11 protein-coding genes are annotated in these 12,001 nt (G+C 38.8%); 6 read left to right on the top strand and 5 right to left on the bottom strand.

Annotation, left to right across the window (positions count from 1 at the left end; translation table 11 throughout):
- Nucleotides 1-45 precede the first annotated feature (45 nt).
- Both IGI64_RS09490 and nrdI read right to left on the bottom strand, forming a co-directional pair.
- The gene (locus IGI64_RS09490; protein ID WP_429940287.1) at nt 46-366 is read right to left on the bottom strand and encodes a DUF6506 family protein; all 321 of its coding nucleotides are present in this window, start codon (nt 364-366) and stop codon (nt 46-48) included.
- Between the two features lie 13 nt (nt 367-379).
- A complete protein-coding gene (gene nrdI, locus IGI64_RS09485; protein WP_429940286.1) occupies nt 380-832 on the bottom strand; it encodes a class Ib ribonucleoside-diphosphate reductase assembly flavoprotein NrdI in 453 nt (150 codons plus the stop codon).
- A 213-nt stretch (nt 833-1,045) separates the two neighbouring features.
- Here nrdI and IGI64_RS09480 point away from each other — a divergent pair, with 213 nt between their 5' ends.
- The 3 genes from IGI64_RS09480 to IGI64_RS09470 all read left to right on the top strand — a co-directional run bounded on the left by IGI64_RS09480 (nt 1,046) and on the right by IGI64_RS09470 (nt 4,341).
- Nucleotides 1,046-2,482: a basic amino acid/polyamine antiporter gene (locus tag IGI64_RS09480; protein ID WP_429940285.1), complete on the top strand. Its 1,437-nt coding sequence runs from the start codon at nt 1,046-1,048 to the stop codon at nt 2,480-2,482.
- A gap of 224 nt (nt 2,483-2,706) precedes the next feature.
- Complete coding sequence (locus tag IGI64_RS09475; RefSeq protein WP_016623290.1) at nt 2,707-3,396, top strand: DUF969 domain-containing protein; 690 nt, start codon at nt 2,707-2,709, stop codon at nt 3,394-3,396.
- A complete protein-coding gene (locus IGI64_RS09470; RefSeq protein ID WP_429940284.1) occupies nt 3,397-4,341 on the top strand; it encodes a DUF979 domain-containing protein in 945 nt (314 codons plus the stop codon).
- Between the two features lie 48 nt (nt 4,342-4,389).
- Here IGI64_RS09470 and IGI64_RS09465 read toward each other — a convergent pair whose 3' ends face one another.
- From IGI64_RS09465 to IGI64_RS09455, 3 genes are all read right to left on the bottom strand, one after another.
- Nucleotides 4,390-5,043: a putative bacteriocin export ABC transporter gene (locus IGI64_RS09465; protein ID WP_429940283.1), complete on the bottom strand. Its 654-nt coding sequence runs from the start codon at nt 5,041-5,043 to the stop codon at nt 4,390-4,392.
- A 7-nt stretch (nt 5,044-5,050) separates the two neighbouring features.
- On the bottom strand, nt 5,051-7,096 hold the full coding sequence (locus IGI64_RS09460) for a bacteriocin-associated protein (RefSeq protein ID WP_429940282.1): 2,046 nt from the start codon (nt 7,094-7,096) through the stop codon (nt 5,051-5,053).
- Between the two features lie 87 nt (nt 7,097-7,183).
- Nucleotides 7,184-7,627 (bottom strand): lactococcin 972 family bacteriocin, encoded by a 444-nt coding sequence (locus IGI64_RS09455; RefSeq protein WP_429940281.1) that lies wholly within the window; start codon nt 7,625-7,627, stop codon nt 7,184-7,186.
- A gap of 248 nt (nt 7,628-7,875) precedes the next feature.
- Here IGI64_RS09455 and pcp point away from each other — a divergent pair, with 248 nt between their 5' ends.
- The 3 genes from pcp to IGI64_RS09440 all read left to right on the top strand — a co-directional run bounded on the left by pcp (nt 7,876) and on the right by IGI64_RS09440 (nt 11,990).
- Nucleotides 7,876-8,520, top strand: coding sequence for a pyroglutamyl-peptidase I (pcp, locus tag IGI64_RS09450; RefSeq protein WP_429940280.1), 645 nt, complete (start codon nt 7,876-7,878; stop codon nt 8,518-8,520).
- A gap of 187 nt (nt 8,521-8,707) precedes the next feature.
- Nucleotides 8,708-9,976 carry a hypothetical protein gene (locus IGI64_RS09445; RefSeq protein WP_429940279.1) on the top strand — a complete coding sequence of 423 codons (1,269 nt, stop codon included), beginning with the start codon at nt 8,708-8,710 and terminating at the stop codon, nt 9,974-9,976.
- A gap of 190 nt (nt 9,977-10,166) precedes the next feature.
- Nucleotides 10,167-11,990, top strand: a complete 1,824-nt coding sequence (locus tag IGI64_RS09440) for a hypothetical protein (protein ID WP_429940278.1) — start codon at nt 10,167-10,169, stop codon at nt 11,988-11,990.
- Nucleotides 11,991-12,001: the final 11 nt, after the last annotated feature.

Raw genomic sequence — 12,001 nt, 5'->3', positions numbered from 1 at the left:
GCGTCCGCTCAATCATTGAGCGGACGCTTTTTATATAGAAAAAAATCAATTCATGATGTCATATAATGGTTTGCGGAATTCTGGTCCATACATAACAGAACCAATCGGGATATCGACGACTTCACTGATTTTTGCTGTCCAAGTTGGGCCAAAACCGCCGCATAGTTCAATAAACTGAACACCTTCTTCTTTCAGCTGTTTGGCCATTTCAAAAATCGAACCGTCCATTTTTGCACTTGGATCAAATCCAACAGTGATCATTTCGCATGTTCCTGCAATATTTCGGTTGATAACAGTGTTCTTTTCAGGAGAGAAATCTGGTGAGAAGTAAAAGAACGCCCATTTGTGTAAATTTTCTAATGCCATGTTCTGTACTCCTTTACTTGTTTTTCCAATGGTCAGCTAAAATGCCGTAGATGCGCTCAATATCAGAAATCGTTCCTCGCAACTCATAATCGGTAAGAAACGGGAAGCCGAATTGCTCTGCATATTGGATCGCAGTCAGACAATATTGATTATTGAAATTTTTATTCCCGCTGCCGACGACACCTAGACATAATTTGTAGTTCTCTTGATATTCCAAATATTCCCGCATCGTTTCGGTCAAGATTTCTGTATCTCCATTATCTACACCATTTCCACCGCTTAAATAAGTAGGGACGAAGGTGAAAAAAGGTTCCGTTTCTTTTTTGAAATCACTATTATCATGGATTTCATGCAATGTCACTTCTGGCAAAGACTCTTCTGCTTGGTGTTGTTCACGACTGTATTCTGCCAAACGTTTCGCAAAAGAGCGGGTATTTCCCGAGATTGAAATATAAAAAATGTTCATTGTTGATTCCTCCCTCATTTCTTCTCCAGTATAGCATGATTTTTTGAAAGCAAACGTAAAAATAAATATGAATATTCATTCAATTTACCTGGCAATTATTAGAAAAATAATGTATAAAGTAATAGTTTTGTGAGAGTTTTCGTTTTATGGGTAAAATTTAATAAGGTTTGTTATACTTTTATAAAAGCGGTTTTTAGTTGGAGGAAATCATTTATGGATGAACACGAGAATCAGAAAAAAGGCATAGGGCTGATCCCCCTTGCCGCGTTAGTCATTGGCTCAGCAATCGGTGGCGGCGTTTTTGGGATCATGACCGACATCTCGGGATCTGCGGGAGGTCCGGCACTTTTCAGCTGGGTCTTAGTCGGAGCGGCGATGATGATGCTTTCGTTATCGATCAATAATATCAATAAAAAGCGGCCAGAACTTGAAGGCGGGATTTTTAGTTACGCAGAAGCCGGATTTGGTCGATTTGCTGGATTTATCAGCGGCTGGGGATACTGGCTGACTTGCTGGTTAGGGAATGTGGCGTTTGCAACACTGTTGATGAGTGCGCTTGGGTACTTTTTCCCAATCTTTTCTGGCGGACAAAACTTGGCATCGATCATTGGAAGTACCGTTTTCCTATGGGGCTATGCATGGCTGGTCAATCGAGGGGTAGAAAATGCCAGTATTGTTAATGCAATAGTCACATTTTGTAAATTAGTTCCGTTGTTTTTATTTATTGTCGTAGCCATCAGCACTTTTTCGATTCAGCAATTTATCAATAATTTTTCGAGCGACATTATTTTAGATATCCACGGACAAGCAATCCCATTTTCACAACAAGTTCTTAGCTGTATCATGGTGATGTTATGGGTATTCGTAGGGATCGAGGGTGCTTCAGTTGTGGGCTCTCGGGCAAAGAAAAAATCAGACGTTGGTAAAGCAACGATTTTAGGGATCTTTGGTCTGTTGCTTGTCTATATCCTTGTGTCAATGCTTCCTTACGGCACAATGCCGATGAGTGAATTACAATCAATCCAAACACAACCAGCAATGGGGTATGTTTTTGAGAAAATGGTCGGCAAATGGGGCGCAATCGTCATCAACAGCGGATTGATCATTTCATTGATCGGTGTTTGGCTGTCATGGACGATCTTACCAGTCGAAACCATGCGAAACATGGCATCAGATGGCTTGCTTCCTAAAAAATGGGGCGCAGTCAATAAAAAAGGTGCACCAACATTTGCTATCATATTGACAACGATTTGTACAAATATTTTTCTTCTTTCATTATTATTTACAGAACAAGCATATAATTTTGCGTATACATTAGGAACAGCTGCTATTTTCTTTACTTGGCTATTCTTAGGATTGTACCAAATGAAACTTTCTTATCAAAGGAAGGAATGGGTCCAATTCACCGTTGGATTATTCGCCAGTGCTTTTCAAATCTGGGCCATGCTCGTGGTTGCTTTTAATGAAGTGATGTTGGTATTAGTGTTATTTTTACCTGGTATCTTCTTTTATATGAAGGCACAGAAAGAACAGCAAGTCAAAATAGGAAAAAATACGCATCAATTGACAGATCGTGTCTTGCTGACGTGTGTGTCTTTCATTGGGCTATTGGCATTGATCCTGTTTGCAACAGGTTATTTACAAGTTTAAAATAAACAATATGTTAAAAATCGCCGAAAAAAACAGAGGCAGCGCGTGCAGGAAAGCACGCGCTGTTTTTTGTTTAAAAAAGAAAAAACTGTAAAATTTGTCAAAATCGTTTATTTTTATCTGAAAATTTACTGATTTTTTTAAACAATTTTGAAAATATTCTGTTAATTGGTACCGCTTTTGTTTTATAATAGGAAGTAACATGTTATTGAAAGGGGTATACAATGGAGAATTATCTTAGTCTTTTAGGTGTATTGATCGTCATTGTCGGTTTTGCTTTGAAACTTGATGCAATCTTGATCGTCATGATTGCTTTGGTGGTCACAGCGTTAACGGGCGGTCTTGGAATTGAAGGAATGCTGGAATTATTAGGCAGCAGTTTTGTGAATAATCGAGGAATGGCAATTTTTATTATTATTATGTTGGCTACAGGAACGTTAGAGCGAAATGGGCTGAAAGAATCAGCGGCTTCGCTGATCCAACGATTCAAAAAAGTTTCAGCTGGTATGATCATCGATATTTATGGTGTGTTCCGTATGATTTTTGCGGCGTTCAATGTTAGCTTCGGCGGCGTTGCCGGTTTTGTACGTCCAATTATTTTACCAATGGCTCTAGGAACAGTAGAAGCAAAAGGTTTGGAAATCGATCCGCGTCATGAAGAAGAATTAAAAGGGATGGCTTCTGCTATGGAAAATATCTGCTGGTTCTTTGGTCAAGTATTGTTTGTGGGCGGAGCAGGTGCGCTGCTTGTACAATCCACTTTAGCTGATCTTGGCTACGAAGTTTCTTTAGGACAACTTGCTTTGGTCGTTGTGCCGGTTGCATTGACCGCTTTAGTTGTTTCAAGCATTTATTTCTATTGGAAAGAAAAGAAAATCGCGAAGAAATATTACCAGGAAGGGGAGCGAGGCTAAATGAACTTTTTTACGGACGCATCAATCGCTCTAGGCGATAAGTTGTTAGAAATCCTTTACATCGTGATGGGCTTGGTTTTGATTTACACTGGAGTTAGAAACTTAAGTGATAAGACCAATCAGCATCGTTATGGTACAGCGTTCTTTTGGACAGTCCTTGGTGTGGTGATCGCAGCGGGAAGATGGCTGCCTCCATTAGTGAGCGGGCTTTTGATTTTTGCTATGACACTTCCGGCAATTGCGAAAAAAGTCAGCAAAGGCGATAGCCGTTTGCCGTCAAAAGAATATATGGAAAAAATGTCTGATAAACTAGGCATGAAGATTTTTATCCCAGCATTAAGTATTGGGGTATTCGCCATTTTATTTGCTCTATTTACGAATTTAGGGGCATTAGTCGGTGTTGGTGTGGGGGTATTTGTAGCCATGGGAATCTTGATGTTCTTCTCTCGCAACAACCGTCCAACGACTTTCTTGGATGATGCAGCTGATATGTTAGGAACAGTTGGGCCATTAAGTATGCTGCCAATGCTTTTGGCTTCATTAGGTGCGGTGTTTACAAGTGCCGGTGTTGGAACAGTAATCTCAACAGAAGTCGGTAAAATCGTCCCAGAAGGCAATGTCAACATCGGGATCATCATTTATGCAGTCGGTATGGTGGTCTTTACTGTCATCATGGGGAATGCTTTTGCCGCAATCACTGTTATGACCGTTGGAATCGGTGCACCCTTTGTTTTCAGCCAAGGCGCAAATCCAGCGTTAGTCGGTATGGTTGCTTTGACATGCGGCTTCTGCGGAACATTGTTAACACCAATGGCCGCAAACTTTAATATCGTACCAGTGGCGATGTTGGAAATGAAAGATAAATACGGTGTTATCAAAAATCAATGGTTTATTGCCGTATTTATGTTAGTCTTCCAAATCGTTTATATGATTCTATTTAAATAAAAAATGAAAAAAGAGGTTGCGACAGAAAATTTGTCACAACCTCTTTTTTTATGTTTCTTGCCAAGAATCGATCGAGAATGATCGCGGACTTTTTTCGATGATATAAGGATCATGGGTCACAACGATGATTGTTTTTCCCGCATGATGCTGTTGGAACAGCAGATCCAAGATATGGTTACGGTTCTCGTTATCTAAAGAGCCAGTTGGTTCATCTGCTAGAATCAGTTCTTTGTCTTCCAGCAGGAGTTTTGCAAAAGCCAGGCGCTGCTTTTCTCCGCCAGAAAGACGATAGACTTTTGTTTTCAATGGATAATCTAAGGATACCTGAGCAAGCGCTTCTTGCTGCAGTTTGATTTTTTCTCTTCGGCTGATCTTTCGATAAAGGAAGGGGATGTTCAAATTGTCTATGATCGTTTCATCTTCAATCAATCCATGATTTTGGAAAAGATAGGAGATTTTATTTCTACGTAGTAAAAGAGCTGCTTTGCTGTTGATTTTCGGTGCATTTTTTCCAAAGAGTACGACTGTTCCTTCATCGAATGAATCAATCAGTCCCAAGAGATTCAAAAGGGTGGATTTTCCGGCACCGCTTTTTCCGTGGATCGTCCAGAATTCTCCTTGGTTGATCGACAAGGAGACAGCATCAAGGACAAGTTTTTGTTTGTAGGTTTTCGTTACATGATCTAATTGGATAAGAGGCATCGGAATATCATTCTCCTTTTAATATAGTTGCTTTTTCTTTTCTTTCCAAACGGTGCAGAGTGAGGAAAATCATTCCTATTTCTAAGATAGAAAAAAGAATCAGACTCTGGATCCAGGCAAAAGGCATATCGGTGAAAATCGTATACAAAACCAATGCACCATATTGTATGAAAAACGGCAAGAAAATCATACGATAGGTTTTGATCATAGAAATACCATTCAATCGCCAAATCGTATATTTCTGTTTTTTGATTTTCATCGAGATCAGCACCAAATAAGCAATCATCGTGAGCAGAAGATAAACAGCGAAGAGGATTTCCATACTATGTCGTTTGATTTCGCCGATTTGTCTTTGTAAATCTACTTTTTTGATTTCTGAAAGCGGAGTGAGTACTGGATAGTTGTCCAATAAATAATTTTCTTCCAGAACTTTTTTGATAGGTTCGAATGTTTCTTCGACCGATTGAGTGATAGGAACTTTCACCGGATCAAAGTATCCCGCACCTGTAATGACTTGCCGAAGGTTCCCCTTAGTATTGTTTCTTGTTTGGACTTCGATGACGCTCGGATAATGAATAATCTCTTCGTCTGGATAGAATGTGGGGATCTTTTGTTTTGACTTTATAAAGTAAAAATCAGCTTGTGATTCATCCAAAAAGTAACCACGCAAATACTCTTCTTTGATTTCTTGGAACTGGTCCTCCAATCTTTCTGGTACCAGAAAAACGCGTTGTGTTTCCTCGGGAGAGATCGTTATCTTTTGTCCAGTTACACTGATGATCGGATATTTTTGCAAATAATTGACATTCACACTAATACTGCGGTTGATCTCTTCTTCTTCCATAAAGTAGCTGATTGTGCCAATCAATAGCATCCCGTTTTCTTCTAGGTATTGGTACAAGCGGTCTTGCTGGGGACTTAATACATTGTTTTCGACACTGATGACTTCATGGCCGTTTTTTCCTGTATAGGTATTATAAAATACTGCATACTCAGAAAATTCTTCCGGATAGGTAGAAGGAAGAAGTGATAGATTGACCAGTTCGACAACAATAAGAACACTTGCTAAGCACCAGACAAATGCGATTGTCTTGAAGAGATAAAGTGAAAAAATAAAGGTTCTGGCATATGATTTCCTATTGAGTTTCTCAGTAAAAGAAGTGGCGCATAAGAAATAAACGACACAAAGTGAGCTAACCATAGATACGGCAAAAAAAGCAGCTTGGTAGCCCATGCTCGAAAGAAAAATCGATGGATCGAAGATTAATTGAGCAAAACAACACAATGCGAATAGGAAGAGCAGCTGTTTTAGCAGTACTTTATATAATATTCTCCCACAAGAGAGCCCGTTCAAGCGTAAGATCGACAACTTTCTCGCATTGTCAAATAACCATAAAGCGGTAAATAACAGGAAGAAGATCAGACTGGTAATAATCAGATTCCTCACAGGGCGAAAATCAAGGAACATGATGGTTTCTGGAAGGTCGGTATATTGAAAATCTTGCCTCGTGAATGAGGACTGGTAGAGTTCATTATACTTAGTCATCAATCTTTCGATAAACACTGATACCTGCTCTGTATTTTGACTCTCCACAAATTTTGTTGCTTCTTTAAAAGAAGGCAGCTTTGCTGATGGATAGTTGTTGAACGTAGCATAATTGATCGTATAGTGTTTGGTGGAGAGATGCTTTGCTGAAGGTTGATCCAGCAGCGTTCTCAAATCGGGCGCATTAGAATAAAAATCAGTAACGACTAAATCAACACTTGGATCTACTTTTCCATTAGTCGCTTTATAGGTTCCATTTGTTTCACGAAAAAGTACGTTCAATTGTTCTTCTTCTGCCGTTTCGAACAAAATGGACAGATTCCTCGAAAAATTTTGCCGATCGTCTTGGATTGTTCGAGGCAAATCGAAGGGTCGGTAGTGTTCAGGAAGCGAATAGCTGTCGGCGATGATCCTTTCTTGTGTCATCTCTTGGACATAAAAGAAAATCATGAATGAAAGAATAGGGAAAAGGACAAATAAATTCAACCGAATAAGTTTATTGTTCATGAAGTGTAATCCTTTACTGTTAAAATAGAGAACAACTTTTAATGGTGTCTGATAAAAACATGGTTGTGGTTACTTAGAAGCGGCTCATCACCAGTCGTAGTATGCTAAGCCAGTGTATCTGCTATTACCTATTGCGCTAGCATAGGCATAGCGATTTGCCGGAGCGTAAACAGTACTTGATGAATTCCCTACAACTGCTCGTGCATAGTGACGGAAATCATAATGATTGAAATTTGACCAAGCAGGTTTTTGTCCTATTGGCACAGCAGGCCAAGTGTGCGTTCCGTATGTCCAATGCCCGCGGGGGAGATGGACAGATCCTCTGCTTTCTAAAGGGGCATACGTTGCAAGAGAAGGATCTGTGGTACCAATCACTTTTCCGTTATCATCCAAAATGACCCCGCCTGTTCGAGGCATTTGAACGGTGATCTGTATTTCATTTTTTGATCCTGTTACTGTGTTGGCATGTACTTCTGTTTGTACCATGGTAGTAATGATACTTCCTAAAACAAGCCCAATTTTAAAAAACAATGTTATTTTTCTCGTTTTTAACTTCCTTCGTTTGATAAGTGGTATAGGTAATGTTTTCATCAGACAGTCTTTATTTTATAGTAAAATAAATCGCTTTCAAGTGGTTGGTTGGATAATTTTTATAAGAAAATATTAAATTGACTTTGTTATGTTATTTAAACACCTATTTCCTTTATTTACGCTGTTCAAGGAAAATGGTAAGATTAAAGATAATCATAGGTTAAAACAATCGGACGGAGGAATAACAGATGAAAGTATTAGTAACTGGTTTTGATCCATTTGGCGGAGATAAAGTAAATCCTGCATATGAAGCAGTGAAGAAAATGCCAGACGAAATCGCTGGCGCAGAAATCATCAAATTAGAGATCCCTACAGTATTCGGCAAAAGCGGTGCAGTATTAAAAGAAGCTATCCAGCAGCACCAGCCTGAAGTAGTTATCTGTGTCGGTCAAGCAGGCGGACGTGCAGCTGTTTCTATGGAAAGAGTGGCCATCAACTTAGCCGAAGCAAGAATCCCAGACAACGAAGGCAACCAACCATTTGATACAGCGTTAGAAGAAGATGGAGATACAGCTTACTTTACTTCTCTTCCAATCAAAGCAATGGTGAAAAATATCAACGATCATGGCTTGCCTGCTTATATTTCTTATACAGCCGGTACTTTTGTCTGCAACGATATCATGTATCGTCTGCTGTATATGATCGATAAGGAATTTCCAACAATCAGAGGCGGATTTATCCATGTTCCTTTCTCACCCGATCAAGTAATCGACCGCCCAGTCGGCACACCAGCGATGTCCTTAGAAGATATTGCCGCTTCTTTGACTTATGCAGTAGAGGCCGCTGTTGAAAATGAACAAGATATCAAAGGAAATGCTGGTACGACACACTAAAATCAGCACTATTTTCTGACAAGAAACAGTAAATTTCTGGTTGCATTCGACCATAAAACACGTATACTATCTTTTTGTAAAGACTTCTAAACTAACGGAGCCTGGTTGACTTTATGTCCCAGGCTCTATTCTATTGGTCAGATTTATTTAACCCCAAATGACCATATTGTTCGAAAGGATGGCAGACATGGAAGAATGGGAAACTGTACTTCAGGAATGGTTTCCAGCCATTATCAGGAAGAAAAACTACCCAATCAAAATATCAAAACAATATACCAGCAGCCAGCGCTGGGAAATCTATGAACGATTAACGAAAACGCAGCGGGAACTAGTGGACAAGCATCGCCGTTACCTGATCAAGTCACGTTTTATCGAAGAAAACTATTTAGCAGCGACTGATTGGGTATTTGCTGATTTTCAGATCAATCCCTTTTACCGCAGTGATCGGAGACAAAAGAAACTCTTTTGTGAATGCGGCAGAGAATTAAAAGTACAATATATCGTAAAGTCGCCTAAAACAGGAAAAGTTCTCAAATTGGGCATCAATCATTTTGCTGAACATCTCCACGTGACACCAGCAATCGCTTCTTCGATCAACCAAGGAATGACCAAAGTCGACTTAGCGATGGATGAGCTTTTATGGCTCAAACAGCAAAATATCGATTTTCCGCATGAGTTGTGGCAAGAATATCAATTTGCGCTTTACCAAAACCAACGCTTGAAGCAACCATATTTTCCGGACGCAGCTTTAGCAAGCAGAATCGCTGATTTTCAAAAAGCAAACATGCCTATCTATATTGAAGATTACCAAAAGCTTGAACGAGAAATAACAACGATGCAGGCTCAATTTGAAGCATCACCGAAAAAACGCTATGGAAAAAAAGAACTTTTTGAGGATTTCTCTGAAGAGCTTACCAGAGATGTTGAAGAATTTTTAACGAATTATCAATTATTTTTACGAAAAGATTGGTCAGGTTTGCTGACCGAGAAAAAACCAGCAGAACTGCCTGCTTCCTTTTTTGAGGAGTTCGTCCAGATTTTGCGGAAAACAAAAAGAGTTGAAAACGAAGAAAATCACCAGCGAATCCAAGTTTTTTCGGAGCAGCAACGGTTCATCAACCCTAAAATCTATTTTATCGTCTGGGAAAAATATTGCCGTTACGGTTTTACAGAAGGCTTTTTCTACTCGATTCCGCGTGTGTTCCGAAATGGTTTCTTGAAAGTACTGCGAAAAGAAAAGCAAGAACCGCTGCCGCTTCCAGAAGAAAGCTGGCAACAAATCAAAAAGGCGCTTCGCCAAGACGACGCAGTAAATATCCAAAAAGAATGGCAAGCAAAAGGGTATCGTTTTACTGACACACAGAAAAAAGCATTATCTTATTATCAAACATTTGCGGATATGCTGAAAAATGAAGAAAAAGAAGTACAGAAATTGGTCAAAGAACTGTTTATTTGAAAAATTACGACCAAAACAAACATTGCATATGAAAATAGGAAAGACTGTTTAACTGAAAAGTTGCAGTCTTTTTTGTGTTCTTTTTAAGAAACCCAATTTTTTTATTTCAGGAAAAAAGAGTTCTAAAACTAGACCAGTAGACTTATATACTTGTGAAGAATAAAGAAAAAATGATTAAGGAGCTGAAAACATGAAGTGGTTAGAAGAAGAAACGAAAATGTTTGAAAAAACAATGCGTGTATTTGAAGAAATGGAAGCTTTTATGTATATGATGAGCGAGGAAAATAACAATAATCCTGACTACCAAGTTGTACTAAATCATGCCTTTTTTTCAGAAGAGAATTATCAAGAGGAAAAAAGTCATCAAGAAGCGGCAATAAAAATGATTGAATTAATTGATTCATGGAATGCGTCGAAAACAATTTATGACTCTGAACATGAATTTATGACCGGCAAGAAAATCACTTTAGAAGAATTTTTTGCGCTGGGAACCCAAGAAGGGATGGAAAGCACAGCGTATGATGAAGGCATGACCTTAACCCCTTCCCATTTTGACCCAGTCACGAAGAAAATGTTTATTCAAGCAAATGATCATCTTTTTTCTGATAAAGAGAACTTGATCGTTTATCAATGGGAAAGAAATAATACAAATACGCCTCTTCTTGACGCCAATTGGTCGGGCGCAGTGTTGTGGACGGTATACGATCCTGAAATGAAACAAATTACAGTGACTGCCGCTACTTTAGACCGAAACAACGAAAAGCAAGTTCAAGAGGATGATAAAGATCAAGAAACTGGAACGATGCAATGGTTAGAAAAAGAGACAGAGAACTTTAGAAAAAAGATGCATCTATTTGAAGAAATGGAATCTTTTATGTACATGACGGGCGAGGAAAATAATAATAATCCTGACTATCAAGTTGTATTAAATCATGCCTTTTTTTCGGAAGAAAATTATCAAGAGAAAAAAAGCCATCAAGAAGCAACTATAAAAATGATTGAACTAGTGGACTCATGGAATTCATCGAAAGCAAGTTATGACACTGAACTTGAACTTATGAGCGGTAAGCGAATCACTTTAGAAGAATTTATTGCACTGGGAACCCAAGAAGAGAAAGAAAGCACAACCTATTACAAAGGGCTATCTTTAACACCTTCCTATTATGATCAAGTTACGAAGGACATGTTTATTCAAGCAAACGAGCATCTTTTTTCTGATAAAAAAGACTTGATCGTTTACCAATGGGAGAGAAGTCATACAACTCCGTCTATTCTTGGAGCTAATTGGTTTGGCGCAGTGTTGTGGACGGTGTACGATCCTGAAATAAAACAATTTACCGTGATTGCCGCTACTTTAGACCGAAACAATAAAAATCAAGATAAAGAAACTGGAACGATAAAATGGTTGAAAGCTGAAACAGAAAAATTTAGAAAAACGATGATTGATAAAAAAGTTGATCCGCAATCCACGGATGGAAAAATCAAGCTGGAGTATACACTTTTTAGCGAAGAAAATTATCGCGAAATAGAGAGTCATCAAGAAGCTGCGATCAAAACAATCGAGGTACTGAATGGCAAACTCTTCCTAGCGCCCAAAGCAATCGTGTATACAGATGCGCACTATTTCCGTAATCCTAATTTTTCAAACGCTTTCGAGATGCCGCATGGTCAACCATACGCTGTCAATCCAGAATTGATGTATGCCAAGAAAATCCTGCCAAACGATTTTTTTGAATTAAGCAATGGATCTGAGTCTGTAGATACCACTAAGTATAGTGATGTCTTTCTTGACCTATTTTTTCCATATTCTCCAACAATGGAAGAATTTGAGAACATCAACAATTATCTTTTTCCAAAGAAAGAAAACTTGATTATTTATCAATGGAATAACGATTGGTCGAATTATTTTACAAAGGGAAAAGATGGACTGGCAGCTGCTATGTGGACGGTGTATGATCCTGAAAACAGTAAATTCACGGCCATAAGTATCTCTGTTGGACCGTTAGGAGAATAAGGAGCTGAAAT

Origin of the sequence: Enterococcus sp. DIV0210g, assembly GCF_050559705.1 — a bacterium.
GTDB lineage: Bacteria > Bacillota > Bacilli > Lactobacillales > Enterococcaceae > Enterococcus_B > Enterococcus_B faecalis_A.
This window is presented reverse-complemented; position numbering and strand designations above follow the sequence as displayed.

Bases quoted from the DNA above. Each gene is read 5' to 3' on its own strand.
- nrdI (WP_429940286.1), bottom strand. From the start codon at position 832: ATGAACATTTTTTATATTTCAATCTCGGGAAATACCCGCTCTTTTGCG.
- IGI64_RS09480 (WP_429940285.1), top strand. From the start codon at position 1,046: ATGGATGAACACGAGAATCAGAAAAAAGGCATAGGGCTGATCCCCCTT.
- pcp (WP_429940280.1), top strand. From the start codon at position 7,876: ATGAAAGTATTAGTAACTGGTTTTGATCCATTTGGCGGAGATAAAGTA.
- IGI64_RS09470 (WP_429940284.1), top strand. From the start codon at position 3,397: ATGAACTTTTTTACGGACGCATCAATCGCTCTAGGCGATAAGTTGTTA.
- IGI64_RS09460 (WP_429940282.1), bottom strand. From the start codon at position 7,096: ATGAACAATAAACTTATTCGGTTGAATTTATTTGTCCTTTTCCCTATT.
- IGI64_RS09465 (WP_429940283.1), bottom strand. From the start codon at position 5,043: ATGCCTCTTATCCAATTAGATCATGTAACGAAAACCTACAAACAAAAA.
- IGI64_RS09440 (WP_429940278.1), top strand. From the start codon at position 10,167: ATGAAGTGGTTAGAAGAAGAAACGAAAATGTTTGAAAAAACAATGCGT.
- IGI64_RS09490 (WP_429940287.1), bottom strand. From the start codon at position 366: ATGGCATTAGAAAATTTACACAAATGGGCGTTCTTTTACTTCTCACCA.
- IGI64_RS09475 (WP_016623290.1), top strand. From the start codon at position 2,707: ATGGAGAATTATCTTAGTCTTTTAGGTGTATTGATCGTCATTGTCGGT.
- IGI64_RS09445 (WP_429940279.1), top strand. From the start codon at position 8,708: ATGGAAGAATGGGAAACTGTACTTCAGGAATGGTTTCCAGCCATTATC.